Annotated in this window: 19 protein-coding genes; 7 read left to right on the plus strand and 12 right to left on the minus strand. The window is 64.3% G+C overall.

Annotation, left to right across the window (positions count from 1 at the left end; translation table 11 throughout):
- Positions 1-7: 7 nt before the first annotated feature.
- Positions 8-1,549 (minus strand): MFS transporter, encoded by a 1,542-nt coding sequence (locus U9R80_RS23050; RefSeq protein WP_301840181.1) that lies wholly within the window; start codon positions 1,547-1,549, stop codon positions 8-10.
- 110 nt (positions 1,550-1,659) lie between these two features.
- Entirely contained in the window at positions 1,660-2,565 is a 906-nt protein-coding gene (locus U9R80_RS23055; protein ID WP_301840180.1) for a LysR family transcriptional regulator, read from the minus strand.
- Between the two features lie 165 nt (positions 2,566-2,730).
- Here U9R80_RS23055 and U9R80_RS23060 point away from each other — a divergent pair, with 165 nt between their 5' ends.
- Positions 2,731-3,171 (plus strand): universal stress protein, encoded by a 441-nt coding sequence (locus U9R80_RS23060; RefSeq protein WP_301840179.1) that lies wholly within the window; start codon positions 2,731-2,733, stop codon positions 3,169-3,171.
- Between the two features lie 78 nt (positions 3,172-3,249).
- On the opposite strand, the gene U9R80_RS23065 is transcribed toward U9R80_RS23060, so the two are convergent.
- From U9R80_RS23065 to U9R80_RS23080, 4 genes are read right to left on the minus strand one after another with little or no spacing between them, the layout of a single operon-like run.
- Positions 3,250-4,104, minus strand: a complete 855-nt coding sequence (locus U9R80_RS23065) for an efflux RND transporter periplasmic adaptor subunit (RefSeq protein ID WP_301840178.1) — start codon at positions 4,102-4,104, stop codon at positions 3,250-3,252.
- A gap of 10 nt (positions 4,105-4,114) precedes the next feature.
- Positions 4,115-4,315, minus strand: a complete 201-nt coding sequence (locus U9R80_RS23070; RefSeq protein ID WP_028943216.1) for a DUF1656 domain-containing protein — start codon at positions 4,313-4,315, stop codon at positions 4,115-4,117.
- Entirely contained in the window at positions 4,305-6,491 is a 2,187-nt protein-coding gene (locus tag U9R80_RS23075; protein WP_301840177.1) for an FUSC family protein, read from the minus strand. The genes U9R80_RS23070 and U9R80_RS23075 overlap by 11 nt, the downstream gene beginning before the upstream one ends.
- Complete coding sequence (locus U9R80_RS23080) at positions 6,488-8,014, minus strand: efflux transporter outer membrane subunit (RefSeq protein WP_301840176.1); 1,527 nt, start codon at positions 8,012-8,014, stop codon at positions 6,488-6,490. Before U9R80_RS23080 ends, U9R80_RS23075 begins: the two co-directional genes overlap by 4 nt.
- 186 nt (positions 8,015-8,200) lie before the next feature.
- Between U9R80_RS23080 and U9R80_RS23085 the strand changes: the two genes are divergently transcribed.
- A complete protein-coding gene (locus U9R80_RS23085; RefSeq protein ID WP_301840175.1) occupies positions 8,201-9,148 on the plus strand; it encodes a LysR family transcriptional regulator in 948 nt (315 codons plus the stop codon).
- Between the two features lie 73 nt (positions 9,149-9,221).
- Positions 9,222-10,193 carry a 2-hydroxyacid dehydrogenase gene (locus U9R80_RS23090; RefSeq protein ID WP_301840174.1) on the plus strand — a complete coding sequence of 324 codons (972 nt, stop codon included), beginning with the start codon at positions 9,222-9,224 and terminating at the stop codon, positions 10,191-10,193.
- Between the two features lie 67 nt (positions 10,194-10,260).
- On the opposite strand, the gene U9R80_RS23095 is transcribed toward U9R80_RS23090, so the two are convergent.
- Together U9R80_RS23095 and U9R80_RS23100 are read right to left on the minus strand one after the other, a co-directional pair.
- Positions 10,261-11,172, minus strand: a complete 912-nt coding sequence (locus U9R80_RS23095; protein WP_301840173.1) for a hypothetical protein — start codon at positions 11,170-11,172, stop codon at positions 10,261-10,263.
- A 94-nt stretch (positions 11,173-11,266) separates the two neighbouring features.
- Complete coding sequence (locus U9R80_RS23100) at positions 11,267-12,187, minus strand: DMT family transporter (protein WP_301840172.1); 921 nt, start codon at positions 12,185-12,187, stop codon at positions 11,267-11,269.
- A 137-nt stretch (positions 12,188-12,324) separates the two neighbouring features.
- Here U9R80_RS23100 and U9R80_RS23105 point away from each other — a divergent pair, with 137 nt between their 5' ends.
- Positions 12,325-13,200 carry a helix-turn-helix domain-containing protein gene (locus U9R80_RS23105; protein WP_301840171.1) on the plus strand — a complete coding sequence of 292 codons (876 nt, stop codon included), beginning with the start codon at positions 12,325-12,327 and terminating at the stop codon, positions 13,198-13,200.
- Here U9R80_RS23105 and U9R80_RS23110 read toward each other — a convergent pair.
- The 4 genes from U9R80_RS23110 to U9R80_RS23125 form a co-directional block, all read right to left on the minus strand.
- The gene (locus tag U9R80_RS23110; protein WP_301840170.1) at positions 13,190-13,519 is read right to left on the minus strand and encodes a DUF3325 domain-containing protein; all 330 of its coding nucleotides are present in this window, start codon (positions 13,517-13,519) and stop codon (positions 13,190-13,192) included. The genes U9R80_RS23105 and U9R80_RS23110 overlap by 11 nt on opposite strands.
- Positions 13,519-15,102: a PepSY-associated TM helix domain-containing protein gene (locus U9R80_RS23115; RefSeq protein ID WP_301840169.1), complete on the minus strand. Its 1,584-nt coding sequence runs from the start codon at positions 15,100-15,102 to the stop codon at positions 13,519-13,521. Before U9R80_RS23115 ends, U9R80_RS23110 begins: the two co-directional genes overlap by 1 nt.
- The gene (locus U9R80_RS23120; RefSeq protein WP_301840168.1) at positions 15,102-15,404 is read right to left on the minus strand and encodes a DUF3649 domain-containing protein; all 303 of its coding nucleotides are present in this window, start codon (positions 15,402-15,404) and stop codon (positions 15,102-15,104) included. The genes U9R80_RS23115 and U9R80_RS23120 overlap by 1 nt, the downstream gene beginning before the upstream one ends.
- Positions 15,405-15,479: 75 nt before the next feature.
- Complete coding sequence (locus tag U9R80_RS23125; protein ID WP_301840167.1) at positions 15,480-17,447, minus strand: ligand-gated channel protein; 1,968 nt, start codon at positions 17,445-17,447, stop codon at positions 15,480-15,482.
- Positions 17,448-17,663: 216 nt separating this feature from the next.
- Between U9R80_RS23125 and U9R80_RS23130 the strand changes: the two genes are divergently transcribed.
- The 3 genes from U9R80_RS23130 to fecA all read left to right on the plus strand — a co-directional run bounded on the left by U9R80_RS23130 (position 17,664) and on the right by fecA (position 21,521).
- Entirely contained in the window at positions 17,664-18,161 is a 498-nt protein-coding gene (locus tag U9R80_RS23130; protein ID WP_301840165.1) for a sigma-70 family RNA polymerase sigma factor, read from the plus strand.
- Complete coding sequence (locus U9R80_RS23135; RefSeq protein WP_301840164.1) at positions 18,158-19,093, plus strand: DUF4880 domain-containing protein; 936 nt, start codon at positions 18,158-18,160, stop codon at positions 19,091-19,093. Before U9R80_RS23130 ends, U9R80_RS23135 begins: the two co-directional genes overlap by 4 nt.
- An 88-nt stretch (positions 19,094-19,181) precedes the next feature.
- Complete coding sequence (gene fecA, locus U9R80_RS23140; protein WP_301840162.1) at positions 19,182-21,521, plus strand: TonB-dependent Fe(3+) dicitrate receptor FecA; 2,340 nt, start codon at positions 19,182-19,184, stop codon at positions 21,519-21,521.
- The last annotated feature ends 64 nt before the right edge of the window (positions 21,522-21,585 follow it).

Below are 21,585 nucleotides of genomic sequence, written 5' to 3' on the forward strand. Positions count from 1 at the left end.
AAGTTCGTCAGGCCACGGCACGCGGCGGGTAGATCCGGGTCGGCACAAACGGAATCAGCAGAATCAGCGCCAGCGCCAGCAGCGCCATGCACAGGTAGAGGTCGGCACTGGTCAGCACCAGCGCCTGGTCGTGAATGCGCCGGGCAAGCCCTGCCGCACCCTCGTCGGTCAGGGGTGAATTGCCGAGGCTGTCCACCAGGTTGTTGGAATGAAAGTGCCGCCGCACGGTGGTCAACGCCTCGATCAGACCGGCCGCCACCACCGAGGCCAGGCCCTTGACGGTGTTGAACCAGGCCGAGGCGAAGGGGCCGTCCTGGGGCGTCATGCCGCCGGTGGCGAGCATCAGCAGCGGCAGCACGGCCATGGGCTGGGCGAAGATGTGCAGGGCTTGCAGCAAGTAGAAGTTGTCGCGGATCCACACACTGGTGAGCTGGGTACCGGCCCAGCACGACAGCGCCAGCAGGCCAAGGCCTGCCGCCAGCACCCAGCGGCAATCCACCGCGCGGATATTGCAAAGCGCCGCCACCAGCGGCAGCGCCAGCAGCTGCGGACCGGCCACCAGCAACATCAGCGGGCCGGTCTGTGCCGGCCGATAGCCCTGGATCTGGGCAAGGAAGCTCGACGGAATGATGATCACCGCCGTGAGCACGATCAGCACCCCACACAGGGTCACCAGCGCGTGGGTCAGGTTGCGGGTCTTGAGCATCTGCAACTTGAAGAACGGCAACGGCTCGGACCATTCGTTGACCATGAACAGCACCAGCAGTACCAGGCCACCGCCGAGCAGCCAGCAGATCAAGGGCGAGTTGAACCAGCCCATGCGATCCCCCAGGGTCAGGCCGACCACCAACGCGCAGATGGCCGGCAAGCCGAGCAGCAGGCCGCGCCAGTCGAACTGCTTGAAACGCTCCAGGCGCAGCGGGTCCTGGGGCAGTCCCCAGGCCACGCAGGCCATGGCCACCAGCGACGGCGCGATGATCTGCCAGAACGCCCACTGCCAGCCCACGTACTCGGTCCACAGGCCCGCCAGCGGCGTGCCCAGGTTAGGCCCGAAGGTGGCGGTCAGGGCGTAGCCGGCCAGGCCGTAGACTTTGATCCCCGGTGGCAGAAAGCGCAGCGCGACACTCATCAGCATCGGCGGCAACGCCCCGGAGGCCAGGCCTTGCAGGGTCCGCAGCAGCATCAGGCTGGAGAGGTTCGGCGCATAGGGCTGCAGCAGCCCGAGCAGGGCAAAGGCGCCGATGGCGCAGAGGGTGAAGCGGCGCAGGGAAAAGGTCGCGGCCATCCACGGCGAAAACGCCATGGCCGACACCGAGGCCGCCGCATACACGGCAATCAGCCAGGCACCTTCGTCGGCGCCGATGAACATCGCGCCACGGATATCGGCCAGCGACGCCTTGGTGACCATTTCGTTGAGGCCGGCGCAGAGCACCGCCAGCAACACACCGAGCAACCCCACCACAATGCGCAGGCCAAATGCCGCGGGTGCTGCGGGGGTGGCGACCGGTGCAGGTGCGACAGCTGCGGGCAGCGCAGTCAGCGAACTCATGTAAGACATCTCCGGGGGTGAACAACTACCGGCAGAAGTCTAAGAAGTGGGAATGTTGACGAAAACTGACATATTGGCAGTTTACTAGTGCAGCAAACGCAATCCGCGCCTCAAGGATTCTCGCTACAACAGGCCTTGAGGGTTTGCCGCAGCCAGCGGTGGGCCGGGTCGTTGTCAAACCGCGGGTGCCAGGCCTGCATCACGTTCACCCGCTCGAGCGGCAGGGGAATGCGGAACGAGCGCAGCGGCAAGCCGAGCTTGGTCACGCTGTTGAGGATATTGGCCGGCATGGGCAACAGCAGGTCGGAGTCGGGCAGGGAAAACATCGCTGAATGAAAACTCGGCGTGATCAACGCCACGCGGCGCTGCACCTTGTAATTGGACAACTCGGCGTCGATCGGGCCGTTGGCACGGCCACGGCGCGACACACTGATCTGCGGATAGGCGGCAAAACGCTCAGGGGTGATCTCGGCCTCGAAGATCGGGTGATCCTGCCGTGCCAGCCCCACGTAGATGGTCTGAAACAGGCTCTGCACCTTGATCTCCGGCCCAAGGTCGATGGTGGAACTGACAATCAGGTCGGTGCGCCCGTCGCGCAGTACCGCATCGTCGTCACCGCCGCTTTCCGGCACAAAACGCAGCACGGTGCGAGGCGCCTGCTCATGCATGGCGCTGAGCAACTGGGCGCCATACAGGGCGATGAACAAGTCGTTGGTGCGGATGTTGAAGGCGCGGTCCAGGGAGGCCAGGTCGACTTCTTCGCGGCTGCGAAACACCAGCCCCGCCTGCTCCACCAGCCCCCTTACCTGCTCGTGCAGGGCCAGGGCCCGGGGCGTCGGCACAAGGCCGCGGCCGGCGCGGACCAGGATCGGATCGCCGATGGCTTCACGAATGCGCCCCAGGGTCCGGCTCATGGCGGCAGGGCTCAGGTTCATGCGCCGCGCCGCGCCCACCACACTGCCTTCGTCGAGCAGCGCATCGAGGGCGACCAACAGGTTCATATCCGGGATCTGCATGTGCCAGGCATCCATCAGCGAGGGTGAATAACGCGCAATGTTAACAGTTCGGCGGCGGCCGACGCGTTGCGCCAGACACAACTACACAGTGCGTGCCAGGCCATTTATCCGGGCGCGGGATTGACCAACAATGGCCGGCTACCCCCTGCCCTGTGGAGGCTCTGCATGCTCAGTCCCGTGTTGATCGCCATTGACGGTTCCAGCGCTTCGTACGGATTGCTGGCGCTGGCCCGGCAGTATTGCCTGCCGGACAGGCACCTGTTGCAGGTCGTGCTGGCGGTCGACAGCGCCTTTGCGCTGGAGCGGGTGACCGCCTACGAGGCGCAGGAGTATCCGGCGGCGACCGATGAACAGCGCCATGCCAACGCGGCGATTCAACAGGCGCTGGAGCAGATACGGGCGTGGGGCTTCGAGTGCGAGGGCGTGCTGGTGCCGGACGAGCCGGTGGCGGCGATCGTTTCCCAGGCCAGGGCGATTGATTGCGCATTGATCATCATGGGCCACCGCCACCTGAACCGGCTGGGCCGACTGCTGGACCCGTCGATCAGCAACAAAGTGATCGACCAGGTCCAATGCCCGGTATTGGTGGATTCGCGCAGCGCCTGAAAATACACCGCTGTTGGAGCGGGCTTGCCCCGCGATGCGATAGAGCAGGACGATCGCTATCGCGGGGCAAGCCCGCTCCTACAGGGCCTTGACTACCACGGTGCAGGTCATGCCCGCCGCCAGCAAGAACCCTTCCGGCACGTCGTCAATGTGAATCCGCACCGGCACCCGCTGGGCCAGGCGCACCCAGTTGAAGGTGGGGTTCACGTCCGCGATCAGCTCGCGGCTCTCCGGGTTGTCGCGGTCGTAGATGCCGCGGGAAATGCTCTCCACATGCCCCTTGAGCATCTCGCCACTCATCATCTGCAACTCGGCCTGATCGCCCACCTTTACCCGCGGCAGCTTGGTTTCTTCAAAGAAGCCATACACCCAGAACGAATCCTTATCGACCACCGCCATCTTCGGCTCGCCTGTACGCGCGTAGTCGCCACGGTGCACGTTGAGGTTGGTCACGTAGCCATCGACCGTGGCCAGGATCGTCGTGCGCTTGAGGTCCAGCTCGGCCGCCGCCAGTTGCGCCTGGGCCTGCTGGTAATCGGCCAGGGCAGAGTTGGCGATGTTGCTGGCGTCGTCGCGGTTCTCGCGGGAGATCACCAGGTTGTCCATGTCGGCACGGCGGTGGGCATTGACCTTGCGCATTTCCCAGGTGGCTTTGCGCGAGGCTACCAACGCCTGGGCCTGCCTGACGGCCACTTGGTAGTGCTCGGGGTCGATCTGCATCAGCACCTCGCCCTTCTTCACCAGTTGGTTGTCGCGCACCGGCACGTCCACCACATAGCCCGGCACGTCGGCGGCAACGTTGATGATGTCGGCGCGCACCCGCCCGTCCCGGGTCCAGGGCGTGTTCATGTAGTGCAGCCACAGCTGGCGACCAATCACCACGGCAGCGGCCAGCACGAGCAGGGTGGCGATCAGGCTGAAAAACTTTTTCATCAACGGGGTCTCAACGGTAGAGAGTCAGGGCCATGGAACCGAACAAACAGATAAACAGGCACAGGCGCAGCAAGGCCGGATGCCAGAAGAAGCGGTAGCCATCGTGGCTGGCAATGAAGCGGTCCAGCCCCCAGGCAAGCCCGGCGGCGAACAGGAACATCAAGGTCATGGTGGGCATGTACACGCCATGGAAGGCGATTTCACGGGGCATGGGACAGTCCTTGGGCCGGGGCCAGGGCGGCCAGCGGCGACTGGGGGTCGAGCAGCGAAGTACGGATGAAGTGCAGGTAGCTCTGCACCCGGCGCAGGGCCGAGGTGTCAAAGTGGCGGGCAAAGGGTTCGTCGGTGGCCTGCACGCGGCTAATGGCATGGTCCACCGCCACCAGGGCACGTTCGTGATTGCTCGCGCTCGGTTGCATGAACAACCGCGCCAGCGCCCGGCCCATCACCCGGATGGCCTGGCGCCAGGGCTGGGACTCGGCATAGCACGGGTGCACCGGCAGGATCGCCTGCTCTTTGCGCAGCTCGATGATCGCGTGCCCCACCTCCAGCACCAGGAACATCCAGCGCAGCAGATTGCTCTGCACCTGGGGCTTGCCGGCAGCCAGGCCATAGGCCTGGTGCAGCAGGTCGCGGGTACGGCTCTCGAAACCCGAGCCCAGGCCGCGCAAGCGACCGCTGATGGCGAACAGCACCTGGCCCCGCAGGTCCAGTTCCAGGCGACTCCACATCCAGCGGCTGTTGGGCGGCAGGATGATCGCCCCGGCGGCGGCGCAGACCAGCATGCCGATGACCATGGCGATGTAGTCGTTGATGAAGTTGTAGGGGTTGTAGATGGTCAGGTTGTCGGGCACCGAGCCGGTGGCAAAGAAGATCAGCAACCCCAGGCCGTAGCCGGCATAGGCCGGGCGCGAGGCAAGGAAGGCGCCGAGCACGAACACCGGCGCCAGCACCAGGCAGAGCAATGCAAAGCCATCGATCCAGGGGAAGACGAAGAAGGTCTCGAAAAAGCCCACGAAGGCGCCGAACAAGGTGCCGCAGGCCATCTGGAACGACATGCGCTTGGGGTTGGGCGTGGCCGCCGACAAGCCCACGGTGGCGGCGGCGATCAGGGTCATCATTGCCCCACTCGGCCACGCCGTGGCGATCCAGAAGCTGCCCAGCACCAGCAGGATGAAGGCGGCGCGCACACCGGCGGCCAGCGACACCATCCAGTTGGTCTGTGCCACATAGGGCTCGTCCCACTGCTCGCGGGCATGGTTGTGCTCGGTCAGCGAGGCGTGGGTCTGGGCGTAGTTGTGCATGTCGTCGACAAAGCGATAGAGCAGCTCGTAGGCGGTGTGGAAATCCAGCAGGTCGGCATCGCTCGGCCCGGTTTCGACATACGCCGCACGCAGGCTGCGCACCCGCTCCGGCAGGCTTTCCTTGTAGGCCGCCAGTTGCTCGGCCAGGCGCACCGCATCAGCGTCGGTCAGGGCGCGGCCGGCATAGGCATCGAGCAGTTCGGCCAGGGCCGAAAGACCAGGCTCGATGGCGGTGACGATCTGCAATGGCCCGCGCGAACGCAGGCGCTCAAGCAACTGGTGCAAGGCGTTGAAGCGCGTGGTGATGGCCATGAACTCGCTGTTCATGCGCCCCAGCCGGCCATTGCGGCGGCGCATGTGCGGGTCCTCAAAGGCGGTGACGTTACGCAGGCTTTCCAGGCCCACTGCCTCGGCCACAAAGCGAACGTTGCTGCTCTCGAAGCGATCACGCTGGCTGTCGCCGCGCAGGCCCTCGGCGACGAAACCTGCGAACACACCGAAGCGCTGGTACAGGGCGTTGCGCATGGCCGCACTGGCCGACTGCGGCAGAATCGCGGCGCTGACCAGGGTCGAGACGAGGATACCCAGGGAGATTTCCAGCACCCGCCACACGGCGGCCATGAACGCCCCGTCCGGGTGTTCCAGTGCGGGTAGGCCGACCATTGCCGCGGTGTACCCGGCCAGCACGAAACCATAGGCGCGGAAGGTGCGGTAGCGCATGGCGCCGGCCGAGCACAGGCCTACCCACAGTGCCAGGCTGGGCAAGAACAGCTCGGTGTTCTGCGGGAACAGCGCGATCAGCGCCACCATCATCGACGAACCGGCCAGGGTGCCCAGCAGCCGCCAGAAGCTCTTGGCGAACACGTGCCCGCTCTGCGGCTGCATCACGATGAACACGGTGATCATCGCCGTGCGCGGCTGCGGCAACTCCAGGCGCATGGCCAGCCACAAGGTGAGGAACGCCGCGCTCAGCACCTTGAAGATATACACCCAGGTGACACCGTCGGTGCGCGCCCACTCGAAGAACCCGCGGCGCCACTCAAGGCTGGCCAGCCAGCGAAACGGCAGCGTCATGGCGCTCATTCGGCGTGGTCCGGTTTATCGAAGATTGCCAGGGTGGCAGGTGTGCTGGGCGCGGCTTGCTTGCCTTCATCCGGCACATCGCGGCCAGCCCCCAGCCCGCCGCCCAGGGCGGTGACCAGTTCGGCATGGGCGGTCAGGCGTGCGGCCTGGACCTGCTGCTGGATCTGCTGCTGGCGGAACAACAGGGTCTGGGCGTTGAGCACGTTGAGGTAATCGGTCAGGCCGCGCTGGAAAGCGATCATGGCGATGTCGTAGGTCTTCTGCGCCGAGGCCACCGACTCGGCGGCAAAATGCTGCTGCTCGTGCATCGACTCGCGGCGGATCAACTGATCGGAGATGCCCTTGAGCGCCTCGACCACGGTCTGGTTGTAGCGTGCCACGGCGATGTCGTAGCCCGCCGACGCCACGCCCAGTTGCGAGCGCAGACGCCCCCCGTCGAACACCGGCAAGCTGATCGCCGGGCCCACGTTGTAGTTGAACTTGCGCCCGGTCAGAAACTCCAGTGGCCCGCCGCCGGTGGCCATGAAGCCAAGCCCGCCGACCAGGTCGACATTGGGAAAGAAGCCGGCATGGGCAACGTCGATACCGCGCGCTTGCGCAGCCACCTGCCAGCGGCTGGCGACCACGTCAGGGCGTTGGCCGACCAGTTCGGCCGGCAGGGCCGACGGCAGTTTCAGCGGCGCGCCCAGGGTCAGGCTTGGCCGCTGCAGCTGCGCGCCCTCCCCCGGGCCCTTGCCGGCCAGTGCCGCGAGTTGGTTGCGCGCCAGGGCGATCTCTTCGTTGAGGGCGTCGAGCTGGCGATGGGTTTCCGGCAGCGGTGTCTGTGCCTGGCTGACCTCGAAGTGGGTGCCGATGCCACCGGCCAGGCGCCGCTCGGCCAGGGCCAGGATCTGCTCCTGTTGCTCAAGCTCGGCCTTGACGATGTCGCGCTGGGCAAAGTGCAGGGAGAGCTGGATGTACACCTTGACGATGTTGTTCTGCAGCTCCAGCTGGGCCTGGCGCAACTGCGCCGCGCTCATGTGGGCCATGTCCACGGCCTGTTCGCTGGCATTGCGCTCGCGGCCCCAGAGGTCCAGGGCGTAGCTGAAGCCCAGCGCCGCATTGTTGTCCCAGGTGTTGGCACCCGACAGCGCGCCGGGGCCGTAGAACTGGTCTTCGGGCCAGTTGTGGCGCTTGAGGGTGGCGTCGCCGTTGACCTGGAGTTTCTCGGCCGATTCGACCACCCCGGCCATGGCCTTGGCCTCGCGCACCCGGGCGGCGGCCATGGCAATGTTGGGGCTGCCCTGCACGGCCAGGGCGATCCAGCGGTCGAGTTGTGGATCGCCATAGGCGCGCCACCACTGCTGGTCAGGCCAGTGGGCATCACGGGCGGCCTCGCGGATCGCCTCATCGGTGGTCAGGGTATTGGCTTGCAGCGTCTTGCTTTGCGGGGCAATGCCCCAGGTTCCGATACAGCCGCTCAAGGTCAAGCTAAGGGCACAGGCACTGAGCGCATTGAGCGCTCTGATGATGCGACGCGGCACAGCTGCAAATTCCCGACATAGAAGTGGATGACGCTAGGAGAGCGTAATTCTAGGGGGCGGCTGCACTGGCGATAAGCGTGTATTACTGCGAATCTTTGTTACGAAAACAGCGATAATCCGGCTTTAGTCTGAAGACCGACACTGTTACTTCATGTCACAATTTGTCGTCTACTTTGAGAGCGACCCATGGACACCCTGCAAAACATGCGTGCTTTTAGTTGTGTGGCGCAAGTCGGCAGCTTTACTGCCGCAGCCGTGCAATTGGATACGACCACCGCCAACGTCTCGCGGGCGGTCTCCAATCTTGAAGCCCATCTGCAAACCCGCCTGCTCAACCGCACCACCCGCCGTATCGCCCTGACCGAAGCTGGCAAGCGCTACTTGATGCGCTGCGAACAGATCCTCACCTATGTCGAAGAAGCCGAAGCCGAGGCCAGCGACGCCCATGCCCGCCCGGCCGGGCAACTGAAAGTGCATTCGATGACCGGTGTCGGCCAGCATTTTGTCATTGATGCCATTGCCCGCTACCGCGAAACGCACCCCGACGTGACCTTCGACCTGACCATGGCCAACCGCGTGCCGGACCTGCTCGACGAGGGCTATGACGTGTCCATCGTGCTGGCCAGCGAACTGCCGGATTCGGGCTTCGTGTCCCAGCGCCTGGGCATCACCTACAGCATCGTCTGCGCCTCGCCCGACTACGTCAGCCGTCACGGCATCGCGCAAAAGCCCAGCGATCTGCTCCAGCATGCCTGCCTGCGCATGGTCAGCCCGGTGATCCCGCTGGAGAAGTGGCTGTTCGACGGCCCCGAAGGCCAGGAAGTGGTCAACATTACCCAGGCGCCGTTCCAGGTGAACTCCGCCGATGCCATGAAAACCGCGATTCGCAGCGGCATGGGTGTCGGCGTACTGCCGATCTATTCGGCCATCGAGGGCCTGCGTGATGGCTCGCTGGTACGGGTGATGCCCGAGTACCGCCTGCAGGAGCTGAACCTGTACGCGATCTACCCCTCTCGCCAGTACCTGGATGCCAAGATCAAGACCTGGGTCGAATACCTGCGCAATTCGTTGCCGGAAATCCTCGCCGCCCACGAAGCCGACCTCAAGACCCACGAACTGCTGATCGCCAACTGAAATCTTGCTGCACAGGGGCGGTGGAGAATGATAGCGTGCTACTCATTCTCCACCGCCCGCAGAGATTTTGCCGATGAAAAAGACCGTCCTAGCCTTCAGCCGCATCACCCCGGCGATGGTCGAGCGCTTGCAGCAAGACTTCAACGTGATCGTGCCCAACCCCAAGCTGGGCGACATCAGCGCCCAGTTCAACGAGGCGCTGCCCGAGGCCCACGGCCTGATCGGCGTTGGCCGCAAACTGGGCGAAGCGCAACTGGCCAATGCCGCCAGGCTCGAGGTGGTGTCGAGCGTTTCGGTGGGCTACGACAACTATGACCTGAACTACTTCAACGCCCGCGGCATCGCCCTGACCAACACCCCGGATGTGCTGACCGAAAGCACCGCAGACCTTGGCTTTGCCCTGCTCATGGGTAGCGCCCGCCGGGTGGCCGAACTCGATGCCTGGACCAAGGCTGGCCAGTGGCAAGGCACCGTGGGACCGGCGCAGTTCGGCAGTGATGTGCATGGCAAGACCCTGGGTATCGTCGGCCTTGGCAACATCGGTGCAGCGATTGCCCGGCGCGGTCGGTTCGGCTTCAACATGCCGGTCCTCTACAGCGGCAACTCGCGCAAGCCTGCGCTGGAGCAGGAGCTGGGCGCCCAGTTCCGCAGCCTGGACGAACTGCTGGCCGAGGCCGATTTCGTTTGCCTGGTGGTGCCACTCGGACCGCAGACCAAGCACCTGATCAGCACCCGGGAACTGCAACTGATGAAGCCCAGCGCCTTCCTGATCAACGTCTCGCGTGGGCCGGTGGTGGATGAAGCGGCGCTGGTGCAGGCCCTGCAAGCCGGCACCATTCGTGGCGCGGGCCTGGATGTGTACGAGAAAGAACCGCTGACCGAATCGCCGCTGTTCCAGTTGCCCAACGCCCTGACCCTGCCGCACGTAGGCTCGGCCACGGCCGAAACCCGCGAGGCCATGGCCAACCGCGCCATCGACAACCTGCGCAGTGCGCTGCTGGGTGAGCGGCCGAAAGATTTGGTGAACCCGCAGGTGTGGAAGTAAGCGAAACCTCTCGCGGGGCAAGGCCGCTCCTGCAGGAACGGCCTTGCCCCGCGATGCCTCCTACCGGTCAGGCTGTCGAAACCTTTGGATAGACACAGGCAGGCGTCGCCGCATCGAAGTCGATCTGGTCCGCCTGATTGAAGCGAAACACTGGCTGCTCGGGGTCATCCAGTTGCAGGTGCAGCAACGGGACACGGCGCTTGGTCGCAAAGTAGATGCGGCACTGATGCTGGTGCACGCGCTCGATCGGCAGCATGTCCTCCTGAAGCCCCGAGTAGAAAACAGCCTCGACCGGCAGGTGCTGCACATCCTCCTGCTTCCACGGCGCCAGCACGACCTCGTTCCACTCGAAGTGCCGATTGGAATCTTGGGGAATCAAGTTCCGGGATTCGAGACTGATGCGAAATCCGATAACGCTGGTATCGAATGAACAGCTGAAGCGCTCATCGGTGATCGCCGAAAAATACTGTCCCCACTCCCCCGGGCTGCCGATTCCCTGCTGGGCACATGGCTGGCTTTCCCGCACCGGCGTCATGTCTCTGTCCGAGATGCCGCAGGAATCCGGACGGGAATCGGTGTAGGCATCGACAGGAAACGAACAGCGTGCGACGAGGGGTTCGGCCCCTCTGGGGTTATCCATTGCAACCACGTACCCGGCCCACCCCAGCTGGTACAAGCGGGTAATGCCAAGGTCCTTGCGCAGGTATGAAAAGGAAACCCCGTTGCGGGCAATCTGCACCGGGGTAGGGTCCAGGGGCTGGACATCTCCAAACGGGCTGAGCACTCGAACCATCAGCCCGCTGCAGGTGAAAGCCGGCTCCCTGTGGCAGTCGGGCACGGTGTTGAGGTAGCGCGCATTGAGTCGGTCAGCCACATGCTGTCCGCCTGCAATGGCCGCCTGCGGGATGATCGAGGCGCAGGCAGACAACATGATCGCGAAGCCGGTGGGCAGCGCATGTTTGGCGCGGATGCTTTTCATTGGAAACGTCCTTTACAAGAGAGCGGTAGATCTGAGGGCGCGCAACCTAGCACTCTTGCCAGTCCGACATACCCTGGCACCACTTCCCTGGCAGTTATCGCGGGGCAAGCCCGCGCCGACCGCTGGGCGCAGGTTTGCCCGGCGCCACCTTCACCTTCCTGAACACCAAAACGTTCCCCAGCATCACCAGCACCAACCCCGCCAGCGCCGGCGCTGTCCATTGATAGCCCTCATAGAACGCCGACACGTTCAACGCCACCAGCGGGAACAGCACCGTGCAATACGCGGCCCGCTCCGGCCCCATGCGCCCGACCAGGGTGAGGTAGGCGGTAAAGCCGATTACCGAGCCCGGAATCACCAGGTACAGCAGCGAGCCGATGTAGCGGGTGTTCCACTCCATGTCGAAGGGTATACCGCTGAACAGGCAGTAGCCCGCCAACATCAAGGCGCCATAGAGCATGCCCCAGGCGTTGGTGGTCATTGGCTTGAGCCCGGCCTTCTGCTGCAGGCTCGACAACAGGTTACCCGCCGAGAAACACAAGGTGCCCAGCAGCGCCAGGCCCAGGCCGATCACTGTCTCGCGGCTGGCCGCATGCCCGGCCAGTTCGGGCCAGAACAGCAGGCCCAGGCCCGCCAGCCCCAAGGCCCCGCCGGCGAGCACATTGGCGGCGATCTTCTGGCCGAAGAACACCCGGGCGTTGAGCGCGTTCCACAACGTGGCCGTGGAAAACACCACGGCGATCAGGCCACTGGGAATCCACTGGCTGGCGGTAAGAAAGCACATGAAGTTGATGCAGAACAGGCACAGGCCCTGGGCCAGGCAGATGCCATGACCGCGTCGGTCCATCGGCTGCAGGCGGCGGCTGAGCAAGAGGATGGCGAACAGGATCAGCCCGGCCAGGGCAAAGCGGTAGACGATCGACACCGGAATGGCGACCACGCCCAGTTGCAGTTTCAGGGCGATCCAGGTGGTGCCCCAGATCAGTACGGTGAGCAGGTACAACGACAGGTTCATGGCAAGACTCCTCCGGCTTGGAGCCCAGTGTCAGCGCCACCACCCCCTGCCCGCTTGCACAAACTTGCGCTTTTGCGTCGCCCCCTGCTGTCAGGACAAAAGCGCCGGAGTAGGATTGGCCCTACGAGGTAGAGCCAATGACGCCACTGAACCAACTGCAAGTCTTCAATGCCATGCACTCATCACCCCACGCGCGCCTGGAGCACAGCGCGCACTTGGGTGACGGCCTGGCTGCAGCCCTGTGGCGCAACCGTGACGATGCCCGCGACTACCAGGCGCCGAGCCACCACACACTCTCCTGCTACATCGCCGACGGCACCGGTACCTTCCGCCGCCAGCGCCCGGCCGACAAGGGCGCGCCGAACAAGCTGTGCATCATGCCCGCCGGCCACGAATCCAACTGGGTGGTGAATGGCCCGATCCGCCTGGCGCACCTGTACATCAGCGAGGAACAGTTCGCCCTGGGCTGTATCCGCCTGCTCGACCGCGAGCCGCGGGAGATGCAGTTGCAGGAGGCAACGTTCCTGGATGATCCCGAACAGGCCGTGCGCTTTCGCCAACTGATCAGCCTGGACTGGGACGAGCCTGCCGAGCGCTTGCTGGCCAGCAGCCTGGCCCACGGCATCGTCGATCATGCTGTGCTCTGCCAGGCCGGCCTGCGCCAGGGCCTGCGCCTCAAGGGCGGGCTGGCACCCCACCAGCGCCGGCAACTGATCGACTACATCGAATCGCACCTGGACCAGGCCATTACCCTTGGCGAACTGGCCGGGCGCTGCAACCTGTCCGAATACCACTTCGCCCGCATGTTCCGCGCAAGCTTCGGCCTGCCACCGCACCAGTATGTGCTGGCCCGCCGCCTGCAACTGGCCTGCCGGTTACTGCGCCTGGGCGACCTGCCGCTGGGCCAGGTCGCCCTGCAGTGCGGCTTTGCCAGTGCCAGCCACTTCAACAACCGCTTTCGCCAGGCGCTGGGGGCGACGCCTGGGGATTACCGGCTGGCGTTCAGGCGCTAGGCAACACCACCAGCACCGGCCCGAGCACCAGGCTGATCGCCAGCGCGCCCAGCAACAGCCGCGGTTTGTACGGCAGCAGGAACACCCAGAAGGTCACCCCCGCCATCAACACCGCAAACAGCTCGACCAGGCCCATGGCCCAGCCGCTGTGACGTACCGCCAGCCACAGCGCCACCAGCAACAACAGCCAACCTCCGACGCGCAGGCTGCGCAGACGCGCCGCCGACGGCGCAGCGTTGAGCAAGTCCTTGTAGTGCTTCTCCATCGACAGGCAGAGGATGGCGAAACCGGCAAAACCGAACAGGGCAACGGCCAGCATCAGTTCACCTCGCTTTCGATCAGGTTGGCGCTGGCTGCCTTCGCAGCCTTGGGTGCGCGTTTGGCCGCGACCACGGGCGGGCGCCACATTTTCATCGCCGCCCAGGCCAGGAACAGGCCACTGCCCAGGGCGGTGAGGTCGACGCCGGCCATGGCCCAGTCGCCCGCCGAAATCGAATGCACCAGGCCCTGGCCGGTGGTCAGCTGATTAAGCAACGGCAAGGTGCCCCACAGCAGCGCCGCCAGCCCCAGTTGCTCGGCCCAGGCGCGACGGCCCGGCCGCAGCATGGCGTGCAGCACCGACAATCCCCAGAGCAGGAAGAAGCTATTGACCTCCCAGCCTGCCCGGCCCTCAAGCCCCACCGGCAACAAGCGGTTGGCCCAGAAGAATGCCGCCACGCCGAGCAGCAGGCCGCTCATGCTGGCGATGTTCAGCACCTCCACCAGGCGCAGCTCACCCGGCTGGCTGCCGCTCTTGGCGTGTTTGAGCTGGCGCTTGCCCAGCCACAGCACCAGGCCGGTGCCGATCACGGCAGTGCCCGCAAGGCCGAAGAAGAAATACAACCAGCGCAGCCAAGGCCCGGCAAACACGCCCATGTGCAAGCCGTACATACCGCCGGAGATCAGCATCGGCGTGGCTTCGATGGTGCTGGCGCCCTGCAGCTCGCCGTTGACGCCGTCATAGGTCCAGCCGCCACCGCGCATGTGGGCAATGCGGTCACCGGCATGCCGGGTGAAGCGCACCCGGGCGTTCTGATCGCCGGGGTTCTGCACCTCGATCCAGCCCAGGCGAGTGCCCGGCGCCTGTTCCTGGACCTTCTCGTACAGCGTCGGCAACGGCAGCATTGGCGCGGCAACACCGGTCGCCTTGACCTCGCGGGGCGCGCCGAACAGATCATTGAAAAAGCCGCGAGTGTTGTCGCCGTAGCTGGCGATGATGCTCGCCGGCATCACCATCGACATGAAGATCACCAGGCTGCTGTAGCTGATCATCAGGTGAAACGGCAGCACCAGCACGCCGATGGCGTTGTGGCCATCGAGCCAGGAGCGCTGGCCCTTGCCGGGGCGGAAGGTGAAGAACTCCTTGAAGATCTTCTTGTGGGTGATGATCCCGGTCACCAGCCCCAGCAGCATGATGAAGGCGGCGAAGGTCGACAACCAGCGCCCCCACGGATGGGGCATCTCCAGCTGGAAATGGAAGCGGTAGAAGAAATCGCCACCCCGGGTTTCACGTGCCTGCACTTCCTCGCCGGTGGCAGGGTCCAGGGTCTTGTCGATAAAGCCCCGTCGCCCGGCCCCTTCGGCGCGCCAGCCGACACTCAGCGCAGGCTCACGCGCCTCGGGCAGGCGGATGAACCAACTGCCCGCAGTGGGCGCGTGTTCCTGCAGATAGGTCTGGGCCAGCGCCAGGCTGGCCGCCGGGTCCAGCGCCCGGGTCGGCACCTCGGGCTGGGCCCAGTGCGTGATCTCTTCCTTGAAGTACGACAGGGTCCCGGTGAGGAAAATCGCGAACAACAGCCAGCCAAAAATCAGCCCGGTCCAGGTATGCAGCCAGGCCATGGCCTGGCGAAATCCCTCTTTCATCAGCTTTTCATCCAGTAGGCCAGGCCATTGATCGCGCCCAGCACCAGGCTTGGCAATAACACCCCAAGCCAGGCCTGCCAGGCACTTCGGCTGGCGAAACACCACAAGAAGGCCACCAGGTAGAACAGGAACGACAGCATCATGCCGCTGATCACTGCTTCAGCCTTGGGTATCGGCGCCAGCAGGCTGATGCAGACGCTGGACATCGACGCCAGCAGGTAACCGCCAAATACAGCGGCCAGGCAACGCGACGTCACAGCCAGGCGATAACTGAGGGGCAGCCCGGCGGCTTTGCTTTTCATGGCATCCATTCCTTGTGAAGAGTCGCCAATAGTAATGATTTATATTCTCACAGGCAAAGCCGAGGGCACCCTACCTTAGAACGACAGGTCGACACCCACGGTGTAGCGACGGCCATCGAGCACGGTCTGGAAGTTCTCGTAGTCCACTTCTTTGTTGAACACGTTGTACACACCGGCCAGCAACTTGAGGTTCTTGGTCACCCGGTAGGTGCCGCCCAGGTCGACGAAGGTGTAGGACGGCGTGCCGTCGGACATGGTGGTGCGGCCCAGGTAGTCGGAGGTGCGGCTGCGGTAGTTCATGCGCGCCCAGGTGCCCAGTTGATCGGTGGTCTGCCAGTCCAGGGTGGCGTTGAACATGTGCCGTGGCATCTGGTTCAGGGCCTTGCCCTTCTGCGGGCCGCTCTTCTGCTCGGAGTCGGTGAAGGTGTAGTTGGTGGCCAGCGACAGGCTCTGGGTGATGTCCCAGTCCAGGGTCGCTTCGATACCGCGCATTTGCGCTTCATCCACGTTCACCCGGTCGCTGATGAACTTGTACGAGGTGCCGCCGATCTGGCATTGGCCCGAGGCATTGCCGGTGCTGTCGGTGCAGCGGCGCTGTTCGGTGATCTTGTCCTTGAAGTCGGTGTTGAACACGGTCAGGCCCGTGGAGAACCCTTCCAGGTTGTCCCAGATCACGCCGATTTCCTGGCTCAGGCTTTCTTCAGGCTTGAGGCTGGAGTTGCCGACGATGATTGCCGGGTCGCCACCGCCGCCGGTGATCTGGCCCCAGTCATCCACCGCTGCACGGATATCCGGCGAGCGATAGCCGCTGGACACCCCCCCCTTGACGGTCCAGTGCTCGGTCGGGTGATAAACCCCGTACAGGCGCGGCGACCAGTGCGTACCGTAGTTCTCGTCGCGGTCCATGCGCAGGCCGCCGGTCAGGGCGAAGTCATCGGTCAGGCGCCACTCGTCTTCGGCGAACAGTGCCCACGACCAACGCGTCAGCTGGTTCACGCTGGAGGCCGACGCCAGTTGGTTGCCTTCGTCACTCAGGTCTTCGTACTTGTACTGGCCACCGAAGGTGGTGATGTGCGACTCGCTGAAGTACGAGACCTGGGAGTTGAGGACCGTGTTCTCCAGCTCCATGCGCCGGCCGGGGTTCTCGATCTTCTCGCGTTGCAGGTAGCTTTCGCTGGTCAGGCTGTCCCAGCGGCCGGAGTGGGTGATCGAGAAGTTGGTGCGGTCGTAATCGTTTTCGCTGTCGGAGGAGCGCGCCGAACGGCCCACGGTGGCGTTGCGCTCCTGCTCGGACTTGCCCGCTTCCAGGGTGATGTCGTTGTGCTCGTCAGGGGTGAACGAGAGCTTGGCGGTGCCGCTGTCGGTGCTCTGTTCGTTGAAGCCGTTGACGATGTGGTCTTCATCGCGGTGGGAGGTCAGGCCGTACAGCTGCAAGCCCACCAACCCCTCGACCAGCGGCCCGGAGATGAAGGCGCTGGTGCTGTTGTAGTCACCCGAGTCGGAGCGGTCCTGGAAGGTCGCTTCGCTGCGCACGCCGCCATACCAGGTCGGTGTCACCTTGCGGGTGATGATGTTGATCACCCCGCCCATGGCGTCGGAACCATACAGCGACGACATCGGGCCACGCACCACTTCGATCCGCTCGATGGCTTCCAGCGGCGGCATCCAGCCTTGCTCGATGCCGGCACCGTCACTGTTGGGGCGGGTGGCCCGGGAGTCCTGGCGCTTGCCGTCGACCAGCATCAGGGTGTACTTGGAGGCCATGCCGCGAATGCTGATGTCGCTGGAACTGGCGCCACCGGTGACGACCACGCCTGGCACATCGCGCAGGGCGTCAGTGACGTCACGGTAGGATTTGTTCTCGATCTGCTCGCGGGTAATCACCGAAATCGACGCCGGCGCATCCTTGATCTGCTGGGAGAAACCCGAGGCGGTCACCACGACATTGTCCAGCTCCAGCGATTTGGTTTCGGCACTGGCCTGGGCGGTGTACAGCGAGCAAATGGTGAGTGCAAGGCACGACTTGGTGAAAAACGGGGACACGAGGACCTCTCCCTGAGAACTGTAAAGATTGGGTAAATTCATTCAGGGCGCGGATGCTAAAGATTCTCAAATGAGAGTAAAGCGTATTTACGTTATTTACATTTTGCCGCTTCTGGTCTTGCCATCAGTCAGCGCCTGATTGCCGAGCGCACAGCACCTCTCTACAATGCGAACAATTCTTATTCTGTTGCGCAGCTTGGCGCCGGAGTGTTCACGGTGCCCAGTGCGTCCTCCCCTTCTTCGCTCGAAGGCCTCTACCACGCCCATCACAGCTGGCTGACCGGCTGGCTGCGCCGACGCCTGGGCTGCCCCGACAATGCCGCCGACCTGGCCCAGGACACCTTCATGCGCCTGTTGCAGGCCCGCGAAACACCAGTGCTCAACGAGCCACGGGCGTTCCTGACCACCGTGGCCAAGCGCGTGTTGTTCAATCACTACCGGCGCCAGGACCTGGAGCGTGCCTACCTCCAGGCCCTGGCCCAATTGCCGGAAGAACTGGCGCCATCGGAAGAGCACCGGGCAATCATCCTTGAAACCCTGCTGGAGCTTGACCGCCTGCTCGACGGCCTGGCGCCGGTGGTCAAGCGCGCTTTCCTGCTGGCCCAGGTCGATGGCCTGAGCTATGGCGAAATCGCGGCGCAGCTGAACATTTCGCTGGCCACGGTCAAGCGCTACCTGAACAAGGCGGCCTTGCGCTGTTACTTCGCCCTATGAACACGGCCCACCAGGAATTTTCACCCCAGGTGGCCGAGCAGGCCGTGCACTGGCTGATCGAACTGCAAGGTGGTGGGCTCGACCCGCGCCAGCAGCAGGCCATGCAGCAGTGGTTGCAGGCCCACGAGGACCATCGGCGGGCGTGGGAGCATATCCAGCGGGTCAACCAGCGGCTGAGCGGATTGTCGTCACCCTTGGCCCATGCCGCGCTTCAGGCGCCCCGTTCGGCGAGCCGTCGCCGGGCACTCAAGACCTTGCTGATACTCGGCGTCGGCGGCGCGGCGGGGCTCAGCCTGCAACAGCACAATCCCATGCCCGGCCTGCTCGCCGACTACCGCAGCCCGGTCGGCGAACGCCGCCGCCTGCAACTCGACGACGGCAGCCAGTTACACCTGAACACCCGCAGCAGCGCCGACGTGCGCTTCGACAGCCAGCGGCGCCTGGTACGCCTGCTTGAAGGCGAGCTGCAACTCACGGTGGCCGATGACGCCCGGCCCTTGCGCCTGCTGACGGACTTCGGCCTGCTGCAACTGGGGAGCGGGCGCTACAACCTGCGCCAGTTCGAGCACTACAGCCTGCTCGCGGTTCATCAGGGCAGCGCCAGCCTTGCCGGCAACGCCCTGGCCGCGGGTTTGCAAGCCCGCTTCAACGGCCCGCAATGGCAAGGCCGCCAGGTGCTGGACCCGAATGCCGGCGCTTGGGTTGATGGCATGCTGGTGGCGGCGCACATGCGCCTTGGCGACTTTCTCGGCGAGCTGGGCCGCTACCGCCGCGGCCAGCTCAACTGCGCCCCGGAGGTGGCCGAGCTGTTGATTTCCGGCAGCTATCCACTGGCCGACAGCGAGCGGATTCTCGACCTGCTGGAGGTGGCCTTGCCGGTGCGGGTCAGGCGCTTTACCCGCTACTGGGTGACGGTCGAAGCCCGCGCCTGATTTTTTTCCATGCCCCTGAGCCGTTTTTGCATCTCGCGTGACAGAGAAGGCAGAACCCTTTGCTTTGACCTTCTCAAGGACCTCCTGCATGCCCCTTCGACCGAGTCCACTCGCCCAGGCCCTTCGTGCATTGCTGTTCGGTGCCGGCCTGGCCGTTGCCGCCGTTCCCGCCCACGCCACCGAGGCTGCAGCGCGTACCTACCACATCGCGCCGATGTCGCTGGAAAGCGCCCTGAACCAGTTCGGTCGGGAAAGTGGCGTGCTGGTCTCGTTCGGCTCGCAGGTCACCAGCGGCATGCAAAGCCCGGGGCTGGAAGGACAACACAGCCCGCAACAGGCACTGGAGATCCTGCTCCGGGGCAGCGGCCTGCAAGCCCGCGCCGAAGGTGAGAATGCCTTCAGCCTGCAACCGGCAACGGCAGTGAACGCACCGGTAGAACTGGGCACCTCGACGGTGGTCGGTGACTGGCTGGGCGCGGCGCAGCAGGACAATGTCTTCGAGCACCCGGGTGCGCGGGATGTGATTCGCCGCGAAGAATTCGAGCGCCAGGGCGCCACCACCGCCCGCGAAGTGCTCAATCGCATTCCCGGCGTCAACGCGCCGGAAAACAACGGCACCGGCAGCCACGACATGGCGCTGAACTTCGGTATCCGCGGCCTCAACCCGCGCCTGGCATCGCGCTCCACGGTGCTGATGGACGGCATTCCGGTGCCCTTCGCCCCTTACGGCCAGCCGCAGCTGTCGTTCGCCCCGGTGAGCATGGGCAACATGGATGCCGTGGACGTGGTGCGCGGTGGCGGCGCGGTACGCTACGGCCCGCAGAACGTCGGCGGCATCGTCAACTTCGTGACCCGGGCGATTCCCGATGAGCCGACGGTCAAGGCCGGCATGCAGACCCAGACCAGCCCGTCGTCCAGCCACGACGGCTTCAAGACCAGCGCCAACCTGCTCGCCGGTGGCACCAACGCCAACGGCCTGGGCGGCGCCCTGCTCTACTCCGGCACCCGTGGTGGCGACTGGCGCGAGCACAGCGACACCCAGATCGACGACCTGATCCTCAAGGGCAAGCTGCAGCTCGACGAGGCCAACAGCCTGCACGCCATGGCCCAATACTACGAGGGCGAGGCGCAGATGCCCGGCGGCCTGAGCGTGGCCGACTACGACGCCGACCCGTACCAGTCCACCCGCCTGCAGGACAAGTTCTGGGGCCGGCGCACGATGTTCAATTTCGGCTACGACTACAAAGAGGATGCCCGCCAGTTCAGCGTCAACAGCTTCTTCACCAAGACCCTGCGCAGCGGTTACCTGGACCAGGGCAGCTTCGTCTCGCTGTCGCCGCGCGAATACTGGGTACGCGGTATCGAAACCCGCTTTTCCCAGGGGTTTGCCTTGGGCGAAAGCTGGCACGAAGTGGGCGTGGGTTATCGCTACATCAACGAAGCCGGGCACGAGCTGCGCTACCGCGAGCCGATCAGCGCCAACGAGCTGCCCACCACCGCCAGCCGCAACGACCGCGATACCCGTGGCAGCACTGAAGCCCATGCGATATTCCTCGACGACCGTATCGACATCGGCCAGTGGACCATCACCCCGGGCATTCGCTACGAGATGATCGACTCCGAGCAGAGCAACAAACTCACCGGCCAGCGCTACCAGGGCGACTACAACACCGCCCTGCCAGCCTTGAACGTGATGTATCACCTAACCGACAGCTGGAACCTGTACGCCAACACCGAGGGCTCGTTCGGCAGCGTGCAGTACAGCCAGATGCCCAACCGGGTCACCAGTGGCGAGGTCAAACCGGAAAAGGCCCGCACCTGGGAGCTGGGTACCCGCTATGACGACGGCCTGTTGCAGGCTGAAATCGGCGCCTTCCTGATCAACTTCGACAACCAGTACGAAAGCAACCAGACCAACGATTCGGTGATCGCCCGCGGCGAAACCCGCCACCAGGGTATCGAGACCAGCATCAAGTACGCACTCGAAGGTTTGAACCCGGCGCTGGCAGGTTTCGATGTGTACGCAACCTATGCCTTTGTGGACGCTAAAATCCGCGAAGACGGGCCGAACAAGGGCAATCGCGTACCGTTCTCGTCACGTCACAAAGGCACCCTGGGCGTGGGCTACAGCGAAGGCCCGTGGCAGCTGAACCTGGACAGCACCTACCAGAGTGACCAGTTTGCCGACAACGCCAACACCTCCAGCGAGAGCGCCGACGGCAGCACCGGACGCATCCCCGGCTACATGCTGTTCAGCAGCCGGGCGGGCTATGATTTTGGCCCGCAACTATCGAACCTGAACGTCGCGGTGGGGGTGAAAAACATCTTCAATCACCAGTACTACACGCGCTCTTACGACGACAACAACAAGGGCAAGTACGTGGGTGAACCCCGTACGATATACCTGCAAACCTCCATCGCGTTCTGATCCAGCGCATGCAAAAGCCCGGCCGATGCCGGGCTTTTGCTACAAGATATTTATCTTTGAAAAG

The sequence above is a fragment of the Pseudomonas sp. JQ170C genome, from assembly GCF_035581345.1.
Classification (GTDB): domain Bacteria; phylum Pseudomonadota; class Gammaproteobacteria; order Pseudomonadales; family Pseudomonadaceae; genus Aquipseudomonas.